The following is a 20,462-nucleotide window of genomic DNA, read 5'->3' as shown; positions in this document are numbered from 1 at the left end:
CTCTAGGCCTTGGCTCCCGAGGCGGCGAGGCGCGTGGCCTCGTCGAACTCGCGCTCCGTCTCAGCGTTCGCCTTGTACGTCACCGTCGAGACGACGACGGCGACGAGCGTCGCGGCAATGAAGCCCGGAATGATCTCGTAGATCTCGGTCCCGAGCTTGGACCACCAGAACACGGTCACGGCACCGACAACCATGCCCGAGAGAGCGCCCCACGCCGTCAGCTTGCGCCAGAACAGGGCGAGGAGGACGACCGGGCCGAACGCGGCGCCGAAGCCGGCCCACGCGAAGGCCACGAGCTTGAGGATGCTGCTCGCCGGGTCGCCCGCGAGGATCATGGCGATGATCGCGACCACGAGGACGCCCGCCCGGCCCAGCCAGACCTGAGCCTTGGGCGAGAGGGTGCGCTTGAGGACCATGGACGCGAGGTCCTCGACGAGGGCGGAGGAGGAGACGACGAGCTGGCTGGAGATCGTCGACATGATGGCCGCCAGGACAGCCGCGAGGACGAACCCGGCGACGATCGGGTGGAAGAAGATCTGGGACAGGTCAAGGAAGACGGACTCGGCCGACTTCGCGTCCGTCAGCTTGGCGCCCGGGTGCGTGGCGAAGTAGGCGAGGCCCACGAACGCCGTGGCGATGGCACCGACGACGGTGAGGACCATCCAGCCGATGCCGATGCGACGGCCGGCCTTCGCGTCAGCGGGGGAGCGCAGCGCCATGAAGCGGACAATGATGTGCGGCTGGCCGAAGTAGCCGAGGCCCCACGCGGCCGCCGAGAGAGCGCCGATGAACGTGCCGCCCGCGACGAGGGAGAACGCGTCCGGCTTCGCCGCAACGATCGCGTTGTAGACGTCTGCCGGCCCGCCGAGCTCGATAATGCCGACGATCGGCACAACGAGGAGAGCCGCAAGCATGAGCAGGCCCTGGGCCACGTCCGTGAACGTCGCGCCGAGGAAGCCGCCGAAGAGCGTGTACAGCACCGTGATGCCGCCGACGATGAGCATGCCGTAGAGGTAGGACTGCTCCGGCGTCGCCCCCTCGAAGACCGAGCCGAAGGACGCCTGGAAGAACGTGCCGCCGGCAACCATGCCGGAGGAGACGTAGAACGTGAAGAACGTCAGGATGATGAGGCCGGCAACCACGCGCAGCGCCCGGCTGATGCCGGGGTCCGCCCCGCGAAGGCGGTTGTCGAAGAAGGATGGCAGGGTGATCGAGTTGTTGGAGACCTCGGTGTAAGCGCGCAGGCGCGGCGCCACGAGCTTCCAGTTGATCCACGCGCCGACCGTCAGGCCGATGGCCATCCACGCCTGGAACAGCCCGCCCACATACAGCGCGCCGGGCAGGCCCATGAGGAGCCAGCCGGACATGTCGGACGCGCCTGCCGAGAGGGCCGCGACTCCCGGGGTGAGCCCTCGGCCGCCGAGGAGGTAGTCGTCCAGGTCGTTGTTCTTGCGGTTGGCCCAGAAGCCAATCGCAATCATCCCGGCAAAATACACCAGGATGGCGATGAGTTGGTATGCCTGCGCGGACATAGTGGCCTTTCGGTGGGGCACGGGGTGCGCCGGGGTCCGGCCAGCCGGCCGGGGTGGCACGACGATGTGCGTGGCAGTCAGCCGTGCGGCTGACATGACTGGTTATCGCTGAATCTTACCGGAAACTCTCAGGTTCGCGTGGTTGGCGTCACAATCGTCCGGTCCTGGGGCTAGCGTGGGTCCCATGATGACGACGACGCAGCCGCCGTGGGACACCCTCGAGGAGTCCCGATACGCCGGGCGGGGTCAGGAGCGCTTCGAGCGGGTCGCCCGCGCGCTCCTCGAGTGGCGGCTCCACGAGGCGGCGGGGGTTCGGGTCCGCCCAGGCCCGGACGGTGAGGCCGTCCTCCGCTTCCGCCTGTTCCCAGTCCCCGCGCCGGTGCGCATCCTCGAGTCTGTGGGGCTGGGCGCGTCGGTGGCGAGGCTCGTCTACGAGGCGCTGCCCGGACACCCCGAGGAGGGCCGGGAGTCCTTCACGGTGAGGCTCGACGAGGACGGGGCCGTGTGGTTCGACATCGCCGCCCGGTCGAGGCCCGCGCGCTGGTATTCGCGGTGGGGCCGCCCCGCCGCCCGCGCGGTTCAGCTGCTCATCACGCGGCGGTACCTCCGGGCCGCCACGCGGGTCTGAGACGGCCCGCGCCCTCCGCGACCCCGTTGCGGGGGCCCCTCCTCGACCCCGTTGCGGGGCGATTTCCGCACGCTGGGGCGCGTTTTTTGGGCTCAAACTCGCCATGGAACGGATGAGAGCGGCGGCGGGGGAGTGCGGCGGCTCAGGCGTCGTCGTCTTCTGGAGGAAGCGAGGCGCGCGCCGCCCGCACCCGGGGCAGGAGAGCCGCGACCGTCACGGCGAGGACGACAGCCCCGAGCAGGCCCGCAGCGACCCACGGGCTCGAGAGCCACGCCCAGATGACGGCCATGCCCACCGTCCCGTAGATGACACCCCACAGGCATGTGCCGAGCAGCATGGCGGGAATCCAGCGGGTCAGGGGCATGCGGGTGAAGCCCGTGGTGACGATGACGGCCGTCTGGAAGCCGATGGTCAGGTAGCAGACGGGCACGGCGAAGGCGCCCCAGCGGTTGACGAACGTCTCGGCGCGGCGGTAGGCGGGGGTATCGAAGGCGGCGCGGAGACGCTCGGAGCGTGTTCCGCCCGCGCTGGCGAGGCGGCCGAGAGCGTAGACCGCGCTTGAACGGACGATGCCCAGCGCCCAGAACGCGGCGACGGCCACGGTCCAGTGCATTCCGCTCAGCCACTCGCCCATGAATCCAGCCTATCGCGGGCGGTTCCGCGCGGGGCGGGCGCTGACACAGAAAAGCGGGGAGGGGACCGGACGAATCCGGTTCCCTCCCCGCTGATCGGGCAGCCCTTTGAGCTGGGCGTGGACGGCGCAGCGAGGCCGGGACGGCTCAAGGGCCAGGTCGGCTCAGCCGCACCAGGACGGCTCAGCCGGTCTTGCGGCGGAAGTCCTGCGGTCCACCGGCCGGGCCGTGGGGGCCCTGCGCCTTGGAATGGCCGTCGAGGTGATCCTCGCGCGGACCCGAGTTCCGGGAGTTCTTCTTGGCGAGCGCCTCGCGGAACTTGGCCTTGATGTCCTCGGGTGCCCCCTTGGATTCGGCGTGGTCAGGGGTGTTCTTTGCGTTGCTCATGACACCAGTGTCCCACCTCGCAAGCCGTTGGGGAAGACCAATCGATCAAGTCTCTCCCGCGTCCTCCGCATCAGCGCCCGTGGGCGGGGCGGCCGGAGGCGCCCAGGGGCCCGGCTCAGCCTAGGACGCGCTCTCGCCCTGCGGCTCAGCGGACTCGGCCGCCCACGGGCGCGAGTCGATGCTGCTCGACCCGTCGTTGAACTCGATGGTCCGCCGCAGTGTTGTCTCGTCGTCGAGCACCGCCGCGAGCATCCGGGCGACCGTCTCCCGCGAGGCAGAGTCCGCCGCCAGGTCGCGGCCGCGGTCCACCCGCACGTCCACGGAGCCGGAGCTCGGCGCGTCCGTGAGCGCGGAGGGGCCGAGGATGGTCCAGTCGAGCGACGACGCCCGCAGCTCCTCGTCAGCGTCCGCCTTGGCCTGCGCGTACGCGAAGAAGTCGTGGTCCTCGGGCAGGCCGTGATCCTGGCCCGCACCGAAGTACGACACCATGACGAAGCGCTTCACCCCGGCTGCCTCCGCCGCGTGCACGGTGCGGACGGCTGCCTCGAAGTCCACGGCGCGCGTGCGCTCGGGGGAGCCTCCGCCCGCGCCAGCGCTCCAGATGACGGCGTCCGTCCCGCTGACGAGGCGCTCGATCTCGCGCTGGTCCATGCGCTCCACGTCGGCCTCGACGAACGTGCCGCCTGCCTTCTCGATGTCCTCGCGCTGCCCCGCCTTGCGTGCCGCGCTGAGCACCTCCCGCCCTTGGGCCGCGAGGATGGGCGCCGCGAGCAGCGCCACCTTGCCGTGACCGCCGATGATGAGAACGCGCTTCATGTCTGCCTCCGTCGAGAGTGGGGATTGATGGTCGCCTTCTCTTCAACGGTCGCGGGGCGTCACGTATTCCGCCAGGGAGCGGACGACGACGCGGCCGCGGCACCCCGGCCCGGGCCTCGAGAGAAAGCGCCCCGGACACGCCGCGGGCCCGGCCCCGCGATGACTCGCGCGACCGGGCCCGCATGGGCTGAGGCCGGAACTACTTCTTCAGGCCGTCCACCGCAGCGTTGAGGGTCGCGGACGGGCGCATGACGCCGGCCGTCTTCTCCTCGGAGGGGAGGTAGTACCCGCCGATGTCCGCGGGCGAGCCCTGGACGCCGAGCAGCTCGGACGTGATGGCCTCTTCACCGGCCGCGAGGGCCTCGGCCACGGGCGCGAACTTCGCGGCGAGGTCCTCGTCGTCCTTCTGCGCCGCAAGCTCCTCGGCCCAGTAGCGGGCGAGGTAGTAGTGGCTGCCGCGGTTGTCGATCTCGCCGACCTTGCGGCTCGGGGACTTGTTCTCGTTGAGGAACGTCTCCGTGGCGCGCTCGAGCGTGGACGCGAGGACCTGCGCGGAGGCGTTGCCCTCGGTCTCGCCCGCGTGGCGGAAGGACTCGGCCAGGGCCATGAACTCGCCCAGGGAGTCCCAGCGGAGGTGGTTCTCCTCGACGAGCTGCTGCACGTGCTTCGGGGCGGAGCCGCCGGCGCCGGTCTCGAAGAGGCCGCCGCCGTTGAGGAGGGGCACGACGGAGAGCATCTTGGCGCTCGTGCCGAGCTCGAGGATCGGGAACAGGTCCGTGTTGTAGTCACGGAGCACGTTGCCCGTCACGGAGATCGTGTCCTCGCCGCGGCGGATGCGCTCGATCGAGAAGGCCGTGGCCTCCTCGGGGCTCTTGATGGAGATCTCGAGGCCCTCGGTGTCATGGTCCTTGAGGTACTCGTTGACCTTGGCGATGAGGTTGCGGTCGTGCGCACGGGACTCGTCCAGCCAGAACACGGCGGGCGTCTTCGAGGCGCGGGCGCGGGTCACCGCGAGCTTGACCCAGTCCTGGACCGCGACGTCCTTGGTCTGGCAGGCGCGCCAGATGTCGCCGGCCTCGACCTCGTGGGACATGAGGACGTTGCCCTCGGAGTCCGTGACCTTGACGGTGCCGTCGGCCGGGATCTCGAAGGTCTTGTCGTGCGAGCCGTACTCTTCGGCCTTCTGGGCCATGAGGCCGACGTTCGGGACGGTGCCCATGGTCGTCGGGTCGAACGCGCCGTTCTTGCGGCAGTCGTCGATGACGACCTGGTAGATGCCGGCGTAGGAGCTGTCCGGGAGGACGGCGAGCGTGTCGTCCTCCTCGCCCTTCGGGCCCCACATGTGGCCGGAGGTGCGGATCATGGCCGGCATGGAGGCGTCGACGATGACATCGCTCGGCACGTGGAGGTTCGTGATGCCCTTGTCCGAGTTGACCATGGCGAGGCGCGGGCCCTCGGCGAGGCCCTTCTCGATGCCTGCCTTGACGCCGGCGGCCGTCTCGTCGTCGAGCTCTCCGAGGCCGGAGAGGATCGAGGCGAGGCCGTTGTTGGGGGAGAGGCCAGCCGCGGCGAGCTTCTCGCCGTACGTCTCGAAGACCTCCGGGAAGAACGCGCGGACGACATGGCCGAAGATGATCGGGTCGGAGACCTTCATCATCGTGGCCTTGAGGTGCACGGAGAAGAGGACATCCTCGGCCTTGGCGCGCTCGATCTGCTCGGCGAGGAAGGCGTCGAGCTTCTTGGCGGAGAGGAACGTCGCGTCGACGATCTCGTCCTTGAGCACCTTGAGGCCGTCCTTGAGGACCGTCTCGGATCCGTCCTTGCCGTGGAGCGTGAACGTCAGGACGTCGTCCTTCTCGAGGATGACGGACTGCTCGTTGCTGCGGAAGTCGTCGACGCCCATCGTGGCGACGTTCGTCTTGGACTCCGGCGTCCACGCACCCATGGAGTGCGGGTGCTTGCGGGCGTAGTTCTTGACGGCGAGGGGCGCGCGGCGGTCCGAGTTGCCCTCGCGGAGCACCGGGTTCACGGCCGAGCCCTTGACCTTGTCGTAGCGGGCTCGGACGTCCTTGTCCTCGTCCGTGGAGACCTCGTCCGGGTAGTCGGGGAGGTCGTAGCCCTTGTCCTGGAGCTCCTTGATCGTGGCCTTGAGCTGCGGCACGGAGGCGGAGATGTTGGGGAGCTTGATGATGTTCGCCTCGGGCGTCTGAGCGAGCTCGCCGAGCTCCGCGAGGGCGTCCGGGACCTGCCGGTCTGCCGGGAGACGGTCGGCGAACTGGGCGATGATGCGCGCGGCCAGGGAGATGTCGCGCGTCTCGACAGAGACGCCCGCGGTGGACGCGTACGCCTCGATGATCGGAAGCAGCGAGTAGGTCGCAAGCATCGGTGCTTCGTCGGTCTTCGTGTAGATGATGGTTGCCATACGCTGGTCACTTCCACTTCGCTCGTCGCGGCGGCAGGAACGCTTGCGGCGCCTCTGCCCGTTTACGTCTCACTGTATCTGACCGGTTCCTGGAGAATCCTTGGAAACGGCGGGGCTGCGAGAGGGCCCCGACCGGGCGGCGGCGAGACCCCGTGTCCGATCCCGGGCCCGAGACGGCTGCCTGCGCCGGGGGACTAGTCGATCTTCCCGATGGGCTCGCGCTTCTCCGCCTGGAACGCGTCCTCCGTGCGTCCGTGCGCCCAGTACCCCGAGATGGACAGCCGCTCGCGCGGCACCTCGCGCTCGCGGAAGAGGGTGCGGAGGGCCTTGACGGACTCGCGCTCGCCATGGGCAAAGACATGGACGACGCCGGAGGGCCAGCCCCCGCCGAGCGCCGCCTCGAGAGCGCCCCGCAGGCGCATCGGGTCCGGCCCGGCGCCGTTCCGGGCCACCCACGTGACCTCGACGCCGGCGGGGTGTGCGAGGGGCAGGGCGTCGTCGTCCTCGCTCTCCACCTCGATGACGGCCACGCCGCGCGCGTGGGAGGGGAGGGCCTCGATGGCGCTGGCGATGGCGGGCAGCGCGGACTCGTCCCCGGCGAGGACATGCCAGTCGGCGTCCGGGTCCGGGGCGTAGGCGCCACCGGGGCCCTGGAGGAGGAGGGCGTCCCCGGGGCGCGCGCGCTGGGCCCAGACGCCCGCAATCCCGCGGTCCCCGTGGGTGACGACGTCGATGGCGAGCTCGCCGCGGCCCTCGTCCACGGTGCGGACAGTGTAGGTCCGCGTCACGGGAGCCTCTCCCGCCGGGAGCTCCGCGCGGGCCTGGGCCACATTGATGGGGCCCTCCGGCACGCGTCCGTCCGGCGAGAACACGAGCTTGACGTACATATCAGTGAATGTGTTGGGACGAAAGTCCGCGAAGGCGGGGCCACCGAGCCACACGCGGATCAGCCGCGGCGTCAGGGCCTCCGTCCGGAGCACGGTGAGCCGGGTCTGCGGTTTGGGCGTCTTGGCGGGCATGGATCCCCTCGCGGATTGTTAGGTTTACCTCACCTTCAGCCTATCGGGTCAGGCGTTGGCCCGGGCCTCGGGGGAGCGGGTGCCGGAGGCGGCGGCTCCGGCGCGGGCGGCCCGTCGTCGGACGCTGAGGAAGGCGCGCACCGAGGAGGCTGCGCAGAACGCCCAGTTGATGACGAGCACGACGAGAGCCGCGACGCTGAGGGCCCCGAGCCATCCACTGCCGAGGGACTGGGCGAGGAGGCGGCTGCCGAGGGCCAGTGTGCCGACCGGGAACGTCAGCGACCACCATCCGGGGACGAACCGCATGCCGTGGCGGAAACCCTGCGCGGTGATCTGGACGGCGATCGCGATGGTCACGAAGGCGAGGGGCACCATCGCCAGGCCGTACAGGTCGGCGAGGCGGTGAAGCGTGGAGACCGCGCCGGGGATGACGAAATGCTCGGCCTGCGCGGCGAGTGTCTGGGCCGCGGACATGGACTGGCCCAGGACGCCGAGGGGGATCCACGAGGAGATCGCGAGGTCCAGGGGGATGTTCTCCACGCGAATGTGGTGGTGCAAAGCCACGGCAAAGATGACGAAGCCGAGGACGAGGGTCACCGCGAAGCACCCCACAGTGAGGACGACGAGCGTCAGGCGCAGCCCCTCGTCGGGGACGAACGGAACGAGGGCCGAGCCGGTCGTCGCAGAGCCCATTGGCGGCACGAGCGGCAGGCCCCACGTGGGCAGCGGCTTCCCGGGCTCGCCCATGATGATCGCGGCCGTGAACCCGAAGGCCGTCACGAGCCCCAGGACGGTGCCCACAGTCCACAGCACCGCGTCGATGCGCACGGCCGCACCGAGCGCCCCGGGGTCCAGGAGCGGCAGGACGACGTGCGCCGCATGCCCCACCACGAGGAAGGCCATGGCCACCGCGCCCCAGTAGGGCAGCTGCGAGAAGTCCCTCAGCGTGCTCGTCAGCGCGGAGCGCCGGCGGACACACCGGGCCGCGAATCCCGCAGACAGTCCGACAAAGAGCAGAACCGTGAGGCCGAAGAACGCCACCGACGGGCCCTGCAGCCACCCCGCCTCCTCGCTGAACTCCGCGAGGAGGCTCGCTGTGATGCCCGTGCCCATGACGCTCGGGAACCAGACGGGGCCCGCCTCAGGGAACCTGGCGAGGACGGGCGCGGGCGCAGGGGCGGCGTGGGCCACTGGACAGAAGGTCCTTTCGATGGGCGGTGGGCTGGCTCCCATTTTTCCATGCTTACCGGGCAGTGTTCTGAGGGCTCGCGGCGGGGGACGACGACGGCGGCTGCCGCCGTCGTCATCCCCGGCGGATCAGGCGGACTCGTCGAGGACGACGACCATCTTGCCGGTGTTGCCGCCCTCGAAGAGCTCAAGGAAGGCGGGCACCGCGTTCTCCAGGCCGTGACGCTGGGTGGTCTTCCACTGGATGCGGCCCTCGGAGACCCACGGCGCCATGTGCGCGTAGAACTCCTCCTGATGGTCCTGCTGATACTGGCCCACGGTGAAGCCCTGCATCGTGGCGCCCTTGCCGATGAGCGCGGCAGTATTGCGGATGCCGGTGGACCCGGCCCGGCCGTTCATGATGGAGATGGCGCCGCAGAGGACGATGCGGGCGTTCTTGCGGATCGAGGCGAGGGCCGCCTCGAGGTGCTCGCCGCCGACGTTGTCGAAGTAGATGTCGATCCCGTCCGGGGCCGCGTCCTTGAGCTGGCCCGCGACGTCCCCGGCCTTGTAGTCGATGACCGCATCAAAGCCGAGGGACTTCACGTACTCGACCTTCTCTCGGCCGCCCGCCGAGCCGATGACTCGGCCCGCGCCCAGGAGCTTGGCGATCTGGCCCACGGCGGAGCCGACGGCGCCGGCCGCGGCGGAGACGAAGACCGTCTCGCCCTTCTCGAACCGGCCGATGACCGTGAGGCCCACCCACGCGGTCAGGCCCGTCATCCCGAGGATTCCGAGGTAGGCCTCCGCGGGGGCGAGGTCCGTGTCGACCGGCTGGACCATCTCGGCGTCCAGGACGATCCGATCCCGCCAGCCGTAGAAGTGCTGAACGTGCGTGCCAACGGGCAGGTCGTCCGCGCGGGAGGCGATGACGCGGCCCACGGCGCCGCCCGTCAGGGGCTCGCCGAGCTCGAACGGCGGGATGTAGGACTCGCGGTCGTCCATCCGGCCGCGCATGTACGGGTCAACGCTCATGACGACGTTCTCAATGAGGACCTGGCCCGCGTTGAGCTCCCACAGGTCAAGCGTCTTCATCTCAAAGTCCGCGGGGGTCGGCAGGCCATCCGGGCGGGAGGCCAGCGTCACGGCGCGGCTCGTGCGGGGAAGGTCGGGGCGGGTCTCGGGTGCGGTGGACTCGTCCGCGGGACGGTACTCGGATGCCATGATGTGCCTTCTTTCGTCGGTGTCACTCCGGCAGAGCGCTGGGGTCTCTTCTGCACAACACGCCCCGTGGCCCATCCATTCCTCAGGCCGGGCGCGCTGTGTTCCGCCTCACAGAGACGACGACGACGGCGGCCGGGCGGGGGAGACCCCGGCGCAGCCGCCGTCGTCGTTCCTCAGGGAAGCCCCGAGGGGGAGGCGCGCGCCTACCGGGCGCGGTTGGCGCGGTAGTACTCGATGAGGCTGCGCGTGGAGGAGTCCTGCGCCTTGATCGCCGCCTCGTCACCCGCGATGGCGGGCGCGAGGTCCTTGGCGAGCTTCTTGCCGAGCTCCACGCCCCACTGGTCGAACGAGTCGATGCCCCAGATGGTGCCCTCGACGAACACGATGTGCTCGTAGAGCGCGATGAGCTGGCCGAGCACCGAGGGCGTCAGCTTCGGGGCCATGATCGAGGTCGTCGGCTGGTTGCCCGGGAACGTGCGAGCCGGAACGATCGACTCGTCGATGCCCTCCGCGCGCACCTCGTCAGCCGTCTTGCCGAACGCGAGGGCCTTGGTCTGGGCGAAGAAGTTCGCGAGGAACAGCTCGTGAACGTCCTGGTCCCCGTCCTTGACGTCGTAGGAGGGGGTCGCGAACGCGATGAAGTCGCACGGCACGAGGCGGGTGCCCTGGTGGATGAGCTGGTAGAAGGCGTGCTGGCCGTTCGTGCCCGGCTCGCCCCAGAAGATCTCACCCGTCTCGTCAGAGACTTCGCGGCCGTCCCACATGACGGACTTGCCGTTGGACTCCATCGTCAGCTGCTGCAGGTACGCCGGGAAGCGGTGCAGGTGCTGGTCGTAGGGGAGCACCGCGTGCGTCTCGGCGCCCAGGAAGTTCGAGTCCCACACGTTGATGAGGCCCATGAGCACAGGGACATTGGACTCAAGGGGAGCCGAGAGGAAGTGCTCGTCCATCGCGCGGAAGCCGGCCAGGAACTCCGAGAACACGCGGGGGCCCAGGACGACCGCGAGGACCGTGCCGATGGCCGAGTCCACCGAGTAGCGGCCGCCCACCCAGTCCCAGAACCCGAAGGCATTCTTCGGGTCAATGCCGAACTCCTCGACCTTGTCCAGGGCCGTCGACACCGCGACGAAATGCTTCGCCACGGCCTCTGCGTCCTGCCCCTCGCCGATGGCGCCGCGCTCGCGGAGGCCATCGAGGAGCCAGGTGCGCGCCACGCGCGCGTTCGTGATCGTCTCGAGGGTGGTGAAGGTCTTGGAGGCGACGACGACGAGGGTCGTCTCGGGGTCGAGGTCGCCCAGCTTCTCGGCCGCGTCCGTGGGGTCGATGTTGCTGATGAAGCGGGCCGTGAGGCGCTCGTGGCGCAGCGGCTTGAGAGCCTCGTAGACCATGACGGGGCCGAGATCCGAGCCGCCGATGCCGATGTTGACGACCGTCTCGATGGGGCGGCCGGTCACGCCCGTCCACTCGCCCGAGCGGACCTTGTCCGCGAAGGCGTAGATGCGATCGAGGACCTCGTGGACGTCCTTGTCCACGTCCTGGCCGTCGACGACGAGGGGCGGCTGGGCCCCCTTGGGGCGGCGGAGGGCCGTGTGGAGCACGGAGCGGTTCTCCGTGACGTTGATCTTCTCGCCTGCGAACATCGCGTCTCGGCGCTCCTCGACGCCCGTGGTGCGGGCGAGGTCGAGCAGCGCCGACAGGACGTCCTTGTCCACGAGGTTCTTGGAGAGGTCGACGCGGAGGTCCGCCGCGTCGAAGGTGAGGGAGGAGGCACGGTCCGCGTCCTCGGCGAAGGCGGCGCGGAGGTCGACATCGGCGCTCTCGGCGAGCTCGTCGAGGCGCTCCCAGGCGTCGGTCGTGGTCACATCGGTCAGCTTGGATTCGCTCATAGACCTAGTGTCCTCCACTTTGGAGGGCCGTGGGGAGTCTTGTTCGCATCTGGCCACAATGGCCGCTCTTCGGACGGCCGTTGACAAGCTACGGTGCGCTGACTAGGTGATCCGTGACACACAAGGTCACCTTTTTGAGCTACAGTTGCTTCATTGTCAGCCCACAGCGATCTCACAAGGATCGGTGACCGGGCCTGGAAGGCCGACGGCGAGCAGCTTCGCAAGCTTGCTGCCGAGGGTCGAACCTCATTCAAGGAGACAGAAGAATGCGCTTCGCACGCACTACGAAGATCGTCGGCCTCGCCACGCTCTCAGCCCTCGCCCTCGCCGCCTGCGGCGGCGGATCGTCGGACAGCGGCTCGTCCGCATCGGGCGACGCCGGCGCCATCATCACGGCCAGCAGCGTCGAGCCGGAGAACCCGCTCGTTCCGACCAACACCTCGGAGAACGGCGGCGGGCGCGTCGTCGAGAACATCTTCAACGGCCTCATCTCGTACGACGAGAACGGCAAGAGCGTCAACGACCTCGCCGAGTCCATCGAGACCAAGGACTCCAAGGTCTGGACCATCAAGATCAAGTCCGGCAAGAAGTTCACCAACGGTGAGGCCGTGACGGCCAAGAGCTTCGTGGACGCCTGGAACTACGGCGCCGCCGCCAAGAACGCCCAGAAGTCCTCGTACTTCTTCGAGTCCATCGAGGGCTACGACAAGGTCAGCGCTGAGGGCTCCCAGGAAGACAAGATGAGCGGCCTCAAGGTCATCGACGACACGACCTTCGAGGTCACGCTGTCGCAGCCCGAGGCCGACTTCGCCCAGCGCCTCGGCTACTCCGCCTACGTGCCGATCCCCGAGTCCGCCTACAAGGACATGAAGGCCTTCGGCGAGAACCCGGTCGGCTACGGCCCGTACAAGATGAAGGACAAGGGCGCCTGGCAGCACAACGCACAGATCGAGCTCGTCAAGAACGACGACTACGACGGCCCGGAGAAGGCGCAGAACGGCGGCATCACGTTCAAGCTCTACCAGAACGCCGACACCTCCTACCAGGACCTCCTCGCGGACAACCTCGACGTCCTCGATCAGATCCCGACCTCGGCGATGCAGAACTACAAGAACGATCTTGGCGACCGCTACTCCGACAAGGCCTACGCGGGCAACCAGACTTTCTCCATCCCGTACTACCTGGACAACTTCAAGGGCGAGGCGGGCAAGCTCCGCCGCCAGGCCATCTCCATGGCCATCAACCGCGACGAGATCATCAAGGTCATCTTCCAGGGCACCCGCACGCCGGCCACGGACTTCACGTCCCCGACCCTCGAGGGCTACTCCAAGGACCTCAAGGGCTCCGAGTACACGACGTTCAACAAGGACAAGGCCAAGGAGCTGTGGGAGGAGGCTGAGAAGATCCAGCCGTACGACGACTCCAAGCCCTTCACGATCGCCTACAACGCGGACGCCTCCCACAAGCAGTGGGTCGACGCCGTGAGCAACCAGCTGTCCCAGAACCTGGGCATCAAGGCTGAGGGCAAGCCGTACACGACCTTCAAGGAGCTCCGCACGGCCGCGAGCAGCGGCAAGCTCACCGGCGCCGCCCGCGCCGGCTGGCTCGCCGACTACCCGTCGCTCTACAACTTCCTCGGCCCGGTCTACGGCAAGGGTGCGAGCTCGAACGACGCCAAGTACGACAACCCGGCGTTCGACAAGCTCCTCAAGGAAGGCCTGGGCGCCAAGTCCGCTGAGGACGCCACGAAGAAGTTCCAGGAGGCGGACGCCCTCCTCCTCGAGGACATGCCGAACGTCCCGCTGTGGTACTCCACCGCGAACGTCGGCTGGTCCAACAAGGTCTCCAACGTGACCACGAGCTGGAACGGCACGCCCATGTACTACAAGGTGACGAAGAAGGGCTAAGCCCCCTCGTGACCCAAGCCCCGCGGACGGAGGTCGCCTCACGGCGACCCCGTCCGCTGGGGTGTTGTCCCTCTTTCAAGGAAGACCTTCACCATGCCTTCGACACCCGGCCCCGACTACGGGACCCGCCCTGACAGCACTCGAGGAGTCGTAACCTCATGACCTGGTATCTCGTCAAGCGGCTGGGACAGCTGATCCCGGTCTTCCTCGGGGCCACGCTCCTCGTCTACTTCCTCGTCTTCCAGCTCCCGGGTGATCCGCTCGCCGCCATCTGTGGCGAGAAGGGCTGCACCCCGGGCGTCGCGGCCCAGCTGCGGGAGCAGTACCACCTGGACGAGCCGTTCTGGACCCGGTACTTCGGGTACCTCGGCGGCATCTTCACCGGTGACCTCGGCGTCAACTTCTCGGGCCGCCCCATCGCCTCGGTGATCGGGGATGCCATGCCCGTCACCGCCCGCCTCGCGATCATGGCCCTCATCTTCGAGGCCGTCTTCGGCATCGCCTTCGGCCTCTACGCTGGCCTGAAGAAGGGCAAGCTCTTCGACTCGACGATCCTCATCGTCTCCCTCATCGTCATCTCGGTGCCGATCTTCGTGCTCGCCTTCGTCCTCCAGTACGTCATCGGCGTGCAGTGGCAGCTCGCCAAGCCGACCGTCTCGAGCAAGGCGACCTTCACGGACCTCATCCTGCCGGCGTTCGTCCTCGGCCTCGTCTCCTTCGCCTACGTGCTGCGCCTGACGCGCACGTCCGTCGCCGAGAACGCGAGCGCCGACTACGTCCGCACGGCCCGTGCGAAGGGCCTGAGCAACGGCCGGATCGTCCGCGTCCACATCCTCCGCAACTCCATGATCCCCGTGGCCACCTTCCTCGGTGCCGACCTCGGCGGCCTCATGGGCGGCGCCGTCGTCACCGAGGGCATCTTCAACGTCCCCGGCATCGGCAACACCCTCTTCAAGGCACTGACCCTGGGCGACGCCCCGACGGTCGTCTCGATCGTCTCCCTGCTTGTCCTGATCTTCTGCATCGCCAACCTGCTCGTGGACCTGCTCTACGCGTGGCTCGACCCGAGGATCCGTTATGCCTAAGCGCGCAAAGGAAAACACCGTGAACGCTCACCCCGAGAACAGCGCGGGCTCCCACGCCGTGACGCCTCCGCGGGCGGCCGCATCGAACCCCGCCATCAAGCCGCCGGTCGAGCCCAAGCGCTCCGCGTACGCGATCGAGCACGTGGTCGCCAACCCGGACGAGACACCTGTGACCGCCACGGACTCCCGCGTCGACGGGGAGAAGCCCGTGAGCCTCTGGGCCGGCGCATGGCGGCAGCTGCGTCGCAAGCCGACGTTCATCATCGCGGCCCTGCTCATCCTTCTCGCCGTGCTCGTCGCTGCTTTCCCGCAGCTCTTCTGGACCGAGGACCCGAGCAAGGCGCAGTGCCTCCTCGAGAACTCCAACGGCAAGTCCGCCCCGGGGCATCCGCTCGGCTATACGTTCCAGGGCTGCGACGTCTACTCGCGCGTCATTGCCGGCACCCGGGCCTCGCTCATCGTCGGCCTCTTCTCGACGCTCGGCGTCGTTGTCCTGGGCGGGGCCATCGGCGCCCTGGCTGGGTACTTCGGCGGGTGGCTCGACTTCATCCTGTCCCGCCTCGGCGACATCTTCTTCGCGCTTCCGCTGATCCTCGGCGCGATCGTCATGTTCCAGCTGCCCATGTTCCGCGACGGCCGCAACGCCTGGACCATCGTCTTGATCCTCGTGGTGCTCGGCTGGCCGAGCGTGGCCCGCATCATGCGCGGCGCCGTCGTCGAGGTCCGGGGCTCTGACTACGTCACGAGCGCCCGCTCCCTCGGCGTCTCGCCGCTTGGCATCCTCTACAAGCACGTGCTGCCGAACGCCCTCGCACCCGTCATCGTCATCGCGACGATCTCGCTCGGAACGTTCATCGTCGCCGAGTCCACGCTCTCCTACCTGGGCATCGGCCTCCCGCCGACGACGGCCTCGTGGGGCAACGACATCTCCGACGGCCGCAACTCGTTCCGCTCCAACCCGTGGCCCGTCTTCTGGCCTGGTCTGGCCCTGTCCCTGACGGTCCTGAGCTTCATCATGCTGGGCGACGCCCTGCGTGACGCGCTCGACCCGAAGTCCCGAAAGAAGTGATCGAGATGTCACACGCAGCATCTGAGCGCCACGCATCCGAGACGGCGGCCGCGCCCGCGGCAGCCCAGACCGCCGCGGGGTCCCGGGACGGCGCAGCCGCGCCGTCGTCCTCCGCCCCGAAGCCCCTCCTGGAGATGCGGAACGTGGGCATCACGTTCACGACCGCAGGCGGAAAGGTCGAGGCCGTCCGCGACGCGGACATCACCGTCATGCCCGGCGAGACCGTCGCCATTGTGGGGGAGTCCGGCTCCGGCAAGTCCACGTCAGCCCTCGCGGCCATTGGCCTCCTGCCCGTCAACGGGCGCGTCTCCAGCGGGCAGATCATCTTCGACGGCGAGGACATCACCAACTACACCGAGAAGCAGCTCGTCGGCCTCCGCGGCAGCAAGATCGGCATGGTCCCGCAGGACCCGATGTCCAACCTCAACCCGGTCTGGAAGATCGGCTTCCAGGTCAAGGAGACCCTCAAGGCCAACGGCCTTCCGAGCTCCGACGCCGACGTGGCCCGCGTCCTCACCGACGCCGGCCTGCCCGACGCCGAGAAGCGCGCCCGCCAGTACCCGCACGAGTTCTCGGGCGGCATGCGTCAGCGCGCCCTCATCGCGATCGGCCTCTCGTGCCAGCCGCGGCTCCTCATCGCCGACGAGCCCACGAGCGCCCTCGACGTCACCGTCCAGCGGACCATCCTGGACCACCTGGACACGATGACGAGCGAGCTCGGCACGGCCGTCCTGCTCATCACGCACGACCTCGGTCTGGCTGCCGAGCGCGCGCACAAGGTCATCGTCATGTACAAGGGCCAGGTCGTCGAGTCCGGCCCGGCGCTCGAGATCCTCCAGAACCCGCGCCACCCGTACACGCGCAAGCTCGTCGAGTCCGCGCCGTCCCTCGCCTCCCGCCGCATCCAGGTGGCCAAGGAGGAGGGCGTCGAGGCGCAGGACCTCCTCGCCGAGCGCCCGGAGACCGGGGCGGGGGAGGCGTTCGTCGACGTCAAGAACCTCACCAAGGTCTTCAAGCTCCGCGGCGCCTGGGGCAAGTCCGAGGACTTCACGGCCGTGGACAACGTCACCTTCTCGATTCCTCGGGGGACGACGACGGCCGTTGTGGGCGAGTCCGGCTCTGGAAAGTCGACCGTCGCCCGGATGCTCCTCGGGCTCGAGACGATCACGTCCGGCTCGATCGACTTCGACGGACGGGATGTCTCGCAGCTCAAGGGCCGCGAGATGTTCAAGTTCCGCCGCCGCGTCCAGCCGATCTTCCAGGACCCGTACGGCTCCCTTGACCCGATGTACAACATCTACCGGACCATCGAGGAGCCCATGCGGATCCACAAGGTGGGCTCGGCGAAGCAGCGCGAGGCCAAGGTCCGCGAGCTGCTCGACCAGGTCTCCCTCCCGCAGTCCATGATGGCTCGGTACCCGAACGAGCTGTCGGGCGGTCAGCGGCAGCGCGTGGCCATCGCCCGCGCGCTCGCCCTGAACCCCGAGCTCGTGGTCTGCGATGAGGCGGTGTCCGCGCTCGACGTGCTTGTTCAGGCGCAGATCCTCAACCTCCTCGCGGATCTGCAGAGCGAGCTCGGGCTGACGTACCTGTTCATCACGCACGACCTCGCGGTGGTGCGGCAGATCGCGGACCGCGTGTGCGTCATGGAGAAGGGCAAGCTCGTGGAGACGGGGTCCACGGACGACGTGTTCGAGAACCCGCAGACGCTCTATACGCAGCAGCTCCTCGCGGCGATCCCGGGCGCGGGCCTCATGATCCCGCCGGAAGCGGCGTAAGGACACGTCTCTGGCGGGGCCCGCCTGGCGCGGGTCCCCTCAGAACGGAAGGCGGGTGCCTGCCAGACCCACTGGGTCTCTGGCGGGCACCCGCCTTTCTTGCGTCCGAAGAGACTGGTCCTGCCTCTGCATGGACGGGTCCCGTTCTTGGAGGACCTGGCGAACGGCCCGCACGTCTCCCGGGCCTCAGCGGAGGCCGCAGGTCATGCGCGGGGCGCTCAGAGGAGGCTTCCGTAGGCGGCTTTGGCCTTGCTGGTCATGCGGAACCGGTCCAGCAGCCAGCCGCCCCACGCGAGAACCATGGCGGGCAGCCACCGGACGATGAGTCCGGCGGGGCTCCGGGGAACATCGTCGGGGGAGGGGAGCTCACCGCTGTTCTGCTGGACAATCGCGTAGACAAGCCACACCAGCGCGAGAGCGAGACCAGCGCCCGAGGCGGCCGAGGCCTTGTAGCGGCCACGTGGATCCCCTGGGGCCACGTGATCCGCGATCTCGCGCGTCTTTGGGTCCTCAGGGAGCCCCGCAGCAGCCCGCTCAGCAGCGGGTGCCCGGAGCAGCCGGATCGCTTCAGCGGCCTGAGTTCTGGTGGCATGACGCTTCAGGAGCTCTCGCAGGAGGCGGCTGGGCACGGCGGGCGTTGTCATGGTCGTGTCCTTGATGATGGGGGGGTCGAGAGAGACGATCGCTGCGATTGAATATACGAACGCCCGTCAGGTGAATCAAGGGTGGCGTCCCCTTGCGACGAAATATGACGGGCGGCCGTCAGGCTTGTCGTCGCCGCAGGGCCGGCTGCGCCTGGGCGGCTGGAGCCGCGCAGTCGGTAACAAAGTGGCAACGATTCCGCATGCTATGGGCTGTAGAGCCCCTAGGCCTGAGTTCATACGGTGGAAGAAGAGCGCACGCCGCGCCGATCACGAGATCACCGAATGAACGGAGCGAAATGAGCACATCGAATGCAGGCATCGCCTCAACGGGGGTGCGCCGCTGGGTCTTCTGGCCCGCGGCCGTCATCATCGCGGCCTTCGTAGGCTGGACCCTGATTTTCCAAGAGCAGTCCGCCGAGGTCATCAGCACCATCCAGACCAACGTCATCGGGGCGTTCGGGTGGTACTACGTCCTGATCGTCTCCGGCTTCGTGGCCTTCGCCCTGTGGGTCGGGGCGTCCCGCTACGGGGACATCAAGCTCGGCAAGGACGACGACGAGCCCGAGTTCTCCCTCATGTCCTGGTTCGCGCTGCTGTTCGCCGCGGGCATGGGCATCGGCCTCGTGTTCTGGGGCGCGGCCGAGCCCCTCTCGCACTTCGCGTCTCCGCCGCCAGGCACCCTGGCCGGCGAGGCCAACGAGGCTCAGCGGGCCATGACGCAGACGTTCCTCCACTGGGGCCTCCACGCGTGGTCCATCTACGTGGTGGTGGGTCTCGGCATTGCCTACGCCGTGCACCGCAAGGGCCGCCCGATCTCCATTCGCTGGGCGCTCGAGCCGCTCTTCGGCGAAAAGCGCGTCAGCGGCGGGTGGGGAAACCTCATCGACGTCATCGCGCTCGTCGGCACCCTCTTCGGCGTCGCCACCTCGCTGGGCCTCGGTGTGCTCCAGATCTCCTCGGGCCTTGAGCACGAGAACATCGTTGAGGCCACCGAAATGACGCAGGTGATGCTCATCGTCGCCATCACCGCGCTGACGATTCTCTCCGTCGTCTCCGGCGTGGAGAAGGGCATGAAGTGGCTCTCGAATGCGAACCTCGTCATTGCCGCGCTGCTCCTCGTCGTCGTGCTTTTCGCGGGGCCCACGCTCTTCGTCCTGCGCGAGTTCGTCCAGTCGATCGGCCACTACCTCCAGAACGTCGTCGGGATGTCGTTCAACACCTTCGCCCTCCGGGGTGACGAGGGGGAGAAGTGGCAGTCCGCGTGGAGCACGTTCTACTGGGGCTGGTGGATCTCCTGGGCGCCGTTCGTGGGCGTCTTCATCGCCCGCGTCTCCAAGGGCCGCACCGTCCGCCAGTTCGTCGGCGGCGTCCTCATCGTCCCGACCCTCGTGACCTTCCTCTGGTTCTCCGTCATGGGCGGCTCGAGCCTGTACCGCGAGCTCTTCGGCAAGGGCGGCCTCGTCGGCGCCGGGGGTACGGTGGACGTCAACAACGTCCTCTTCGAGCTGCTCGGCGATCTCCCGGGCGGCCCGGCGCTGGTGTTCGGCGCGCTCATCCTCGTGGCGGTGTTCTTCATCACCTCCGCGGACTCGGGCGCCATGGTCATGAGCATGATCTCCTCGGGCGGCGAGACGTCGCCGAAGACGTGGATCCGCGTCTTCTGGGCCGTGTCTGCGGCTCTCATCGCGATCGCCCTGCTGCGAGGCGACGGGCTGACGACCATCCAGACGGTCGCCATCCTCACGGCCGTGCCCTTCTCGGTGGTCATGATCCTCATGGCCTGGTCCTGCGGGCTCGCGTTCCATCGGGAGCACGCGGCGATGGTGCGGTTCGAGCGCCAGCAGTTCGGCGCGGCCGTCGCGGAGCGGGTGCATGACTCCGTCCAGGACTCCGTCGACGAGCGGCTCGAGAACTGGGAGGAGAAGATCCGCACGGGATCGGTTCCCGCGGTGGACGCCTCCGGCGCGTCCGCCGGCGCCTCGGTCAGCGGCCCCGGCACCTCCGCTGGGGTCTCCCGGAGCGTTCCGCGGAACGGCGGACCCTCCCCTTCCGCGTAGGCGGGGATGAGGGCGACGACGGCGGGCAGGATCAACGCGATCCCGCCCGCCGTCGTCGTCCCCGTCTTCTTGCGGAGGACGCTGTTAGACTCGAAGAAGGACCGCCGTCTGGCGGTTGTGCCGCGACCAGCGGCCCCGGCCGGCCCCTCGTGATGAGCCCTGATGGCGCGCGGGAGTGAATCCGGCAGTGATCGAGACAGGAATTGAGT

16 protein-coding genes are annotated in these 20,462 nt (G+C 68.5%); 6 read left to right on the top strand and 10 right to left on the bottom strand.

Going from position 1 to position 20,462, the window contains the following annotated elements:
• Nucleotides 1–2 precede the first annotated feature (2 nt).
• Entirely contained in the window at nucleotides 3–1,532 is a 1,530-nt protein-coding gene (putP, locus tag J2S35_RS02295; protein WP_309849384.1) for a sodium/proline symporter PutP, read from the bottom strand.
• 184 nt (nucleotides 1,533–1,716) lie between these two features.
• Between putP and J2S35_RS02290 the strand changes: the two genes are divergently transcribed.
• Complete coding sequence (locus J2S35_RS02290; RefSeq protein ID WP_309849382.1) at nucleotides 1,717–2,160, top strand: DUF1990 domain-containing protein; 444 nt, start codon at nucleotides 1,717–1,719, stop codon at nucleotides 2,158–2,160.
• 142 nt (nucleotides 2,161–2,302) lie between these two features.
• Here the strand turns inward: J2S35_RS02290 and J2S35_RS02285 are convergent, their stop codons facing one another.
• The 8 genes from J2S35_RS02285 to pgi all read right to left on the bottom strand — a co-directional run bounded on the left by J2S35_RS02285 (nucleotide 2,303) and on the right by pgi (nucleotide 11,713).
• Nucleotides 2,303–2,794 carry a DedA family protein gene (locus J2S35_RS02285; protein ID WP_309849380.1) on the bottom strand — a complete coding sequence of 164 codons (492 nt, stop codon included), beginning with the start codon at nucleotides 2,792–2,794 and terminating at the stop codon, nucleotides 2,303–2,305.
• A 181-nt stretch (nucleotides 2,795–2,975) separates the two neighbouring features.
• Nucleotides 2,976–3,179, bottom strand: coding sequence for a DUF5302 domain-containing protein (locus J2S35_RS02280; RefSeq protein WP_309849378.1), 204 nt, complete (start codon nucleotides 3,177–3,179; stop codon nucleotides 2,976–2,978).
• Nucleotides 3,180–3,299: 120 nt separating this feature from the next.
• Nucleotides 3,300–3,995 (bottom strand): SDR family oxidoreductase, encoded by a 696-nt coding sequence (locus J2S35_RS02275; protein WP_309849375.1) that lies wholly within the window; start codon nucleotides 3,993–3,995, stop codon nucleotides 3,300–3,302.
• Between the two features lie 199 nt (nucleotides 3,996–4,194).
• Nucleotides 4,195–6,417, bottom strand: coding sequence for an NADP-dependent isocitrate dehydrogenase (locus J2S35_RS02270; RefSeq protein WP_309849374.1), 2,223 nt, complete (start codon nucleotides 6,415–6,417; stop codon nucleotides 4,195–4,197).
• Between the two features lie 194 nt (nucleotides 6,418–6,611).
• Nucleotides 6,612–7,436 carry a siderophore-interacting protein gene (locus J2S35_RS02265; RefSeq protein WP_309849372.1) on the bottom strand — a complete coding sequence of 275 codons (825 nt, stop codon included), beginning with the start codon at nucleotides 7,434–7,436 and terminating at the stop codon, nucleotides 6,612–6,614.
• A gap of 48 nt (nucleotides 7,437–7,484) precedes the next feature.
• Nucleotides 7,485–8,627 carry a TDT family transporter gene (locus J2S35_RS02260; protein ID WP_309849370.1) on the bottom strand — a complete coding sequence of 381 codons (1,143 nt, stop codon included), beginning with the start codon at nucleotides 8,625–8,627 and terminating at the stop codon, nucleotides 7,485–7,487.
• A gap of 126 nt (nucleotides 8,628–8,753) precedes the next feature.
• Nucleotides 8,754–9,827: an NADP-dependent oxidoreductase gene (locus J2S35_RS02255; protein WP_309849368.1), complete on the bottom strand. Its 1,074-nt coding sequence runs from the start codon at nucleotides 9,825–9,827 to the stop codon at nucleotides 8,754–8,756.
• A gap of 203 nt (nucleotides 9,828–10,030) precedes the next feature.
• The gene (gene pgi / locus J2S35_RS02250; RefSeq protein WP_309849366.1) at nucleotides 10,031–11,713 is read right to left on the bottom strand and encodes a glucose-6-phosphate isomerase; all 1,683 of its coding nucleotides are present in this window, start codon (nucleotides 11,711–11,713) and stop codon (nucleotides 10,031–10,033) included.
• Between the two features lie 266 nt (nucleotides 11,714–11,979).
• Here pgi and J2S35_RS02245 point away from each other — a divergent pair, with 266 nt between their 5' ends.
• The 4 genes from J2S35_RS02245 (at nucleotide 11,980) to J2S35_RS02230 (ending at nucleotide 17,552) form a co-directional block, all read left to right on the top strand.
• Nucleotides 11,980–13,620, top strand: a complete 1,641-nt coding sequence (locus tag J2S35_RS02245; RefSeq protein WP_309849363.1) for a peptide ABC transporter substrate-binding protein — start codon at nucleotides 11,980–11,982, stop codon at nucleotides 13,618–13,620.
• Nucleotides 13,621–13,778: 158 nt separating this feature from the next.
• On the top strand, nucleotides 13,779–14,705 hold the full coding sequence (locus tag J2S35_RS02240; RefSeq protein ID WP_309849361.1) for an ABC transporter permease: 927 nt from the start codon (nucleotides 13,779–13,781) through the stop codon (nucleotides 14,703–14,705).
• A complete protein-coding gene (locus J2S35_RS02235; protein WP_380083950.1) occupies nucleotides 14,698–15,774 on the top strand; it encodes an ABC transporter permease in 1,077 nt (358 codons plus the stop codon). Before J2S35_RS02240 ends, J2S35_RS02235 begins: the two co-directional genes overlap by 8 nt.
• Nucleotides 15,775–15,908: 134 nt before the next feature.
• On the top strand, nucleotides 15,909–17,552 hold the full coding sequence (locus J2S35_RS02230) for an ABC transporter ATP-binding protein (RefSeq protein WP_309852985.1): 1,644 nt from the start codon (nucleotides 15,909–15,911) through the stop codon (nucleotides 17,550–17,552).
• Between the two features lie 218 nt (nucleotides 17,553–17,770).
• Here J2S35_RS02230 and J2S35_RS02225 read toward each other — a convergent pair whose 3' ends face one another.
• The gene (locus J2S35_RS02225; protein ID WP_309849359.1) at nucleotides 17,771–18,196 is read right to left on the bottom strand and encodes a hypothetical protein; all 426 of its coding nucleotides are present in this window, start codon (nucleotides 18,194–18,196) and stop codon (nucleotides 17,771–17,773) included.
• A gap of 296 nt (nucleotides 18,197–18,492) precedes the next feature.
• Between J2S35_RS02225 and J2S35_RS02220 the strand changes: the two genes are divergently transcribed.
• Complete coding sequence (locus J2S35_RS02220; RefSeq protein ID WP_309849356.1) at nucleotides 18,493–20,253, top strand: BCCT family transporter; 1,761 nt, start codon at nucleotides 18,493–18,495, stop codon at nucleotides 20,251–20,253.
• The last annotated feature ends 209 nt before the right edge of the window (nucleotides 20,254–20,462 follow it).

Source organism: Falsarthrobacter nasiphocae, assembly GCF_031456275.1.
Lineage (GTDB): Bacteria > Actinomycetota > Actinomycetes > Actinomycetales > Micrococcaceae > Falsarthrobacter > Falsarthrobacter nasiphocae.
The sequence above is the reverse complement of the archived record's forward strand: the minus strand, read 5'-3'. Positions and strand labels throughout refer to the sequence as shown.

Excerpts from the sequence above, each read along its gene's own strand:
- putP (WP_309849384.1), bottom strand. The coding sequence starts at position 1,532 with ATGTCCGCGCAGGCATACCAACTCATCGCCATCCTGGTGTATTTTGCC.
- J2S35_RS02290 (WP_309849382.1), top strand. The coding sequence starts at position 1,717 with ATGATGACGACGACGCAGCCGCCGTGGGACACCCTCGAGGAGTCCCGA.
- J2S35_RS02285 (WP_309849380.1), bottom strand. The coding sequence starts at position 2,794 with ATGGGCGAGTGGCTGAGCGGAATGCACTGGACCGTGGCCGTCGCCGCG.
- J2S35_RS02280 (WP_309849378.1), bottom strand. The coding sequence starts at position 3,179 with ATGAGCAACGCAAAGAACACCCCTGACCACGCCGAATCCAAGGGGGCA.
- J2S35_RS02275 (WP_309849375.1), bottom strand. The coding sequence starts at position 3,995 with ATGAAGCGCGTTCTCATCATCGGCGGTCACGGCAAGGTGGCGCTGCTC.
- J2S35_RS02270 (WP_309849374.1), bottom strand. The coding sequence starts at position 6,417 with ATGGCAACCATCATCTACACGAAGACCGACGAAGCACCGATGCTTGCG.
- J2S35_RS02265 (WP_309849372.1), bottom strand. The coding sequence starts at position 7,436 with ATGCCCGCCAAGACGCCCAAACCGCAGACCCGGCTCACCGTGCTCCGG.
- J2S35_RS02255 (WP_309849368.1), bottom strand. The coding sequence starts at position 9,827 with ATGGCATCCGAGTACCGTCCCGCGGACGAGTCCACCGCACCCGAGACC.
- pgi (WP_309849366.1), bottom strand. The coding sequence starts at position 11,713 with ATGAGCGAATCCAAGCTGACCGATGTGACCACGACCGACGCCTGGGAG.
- J2S35_RS02245 (WP_309849363.1), top strand. The coding sequence starts at position 11,980 with ATGCGCTTCGCACGCACTACGAAGATCGTCGGCCTCGCCACGCTCTCA.
- J2S35_RS02240 (WP_309849361.1), top strand. The coding sequence starts at position 13,779 with ATGACCTGGTATCTCGTCAAGCGGCTGGGACAGCTGATCCCGGTCTTC.
- J2S35_RS02235 (WP_380083950.1), top strand. The coding sequence starts at position 14,698 with ATGCCTAAGCGCGCAAAGGAAAACACCGTGAACGCTCACCCCGAGAAC.
- J2S35_RS02230 (WP_309852985.1), top strand. The coding sequence starts at position 15,909 with ATGCGGAACGTGGGCATCACGTTCACGACCGCAGGCGGAAAGGTCGAG.
- J2S35_RS02225 (WP_309849359.1), bottom strand. The coding sequence starts at position 18,196 with ATGACAACGCCCGCCGTGCCCAGCCGCCTCCTGCGAGAGCTCCTGAAG.
- J2S35_RS02220 (WP_309849356.1), top strand. The coding sequence starts at position 18,493 with ATGAGCACATCGAATGCAGGCATCGCCTCAACGGGGGTGCGCCGCTGG.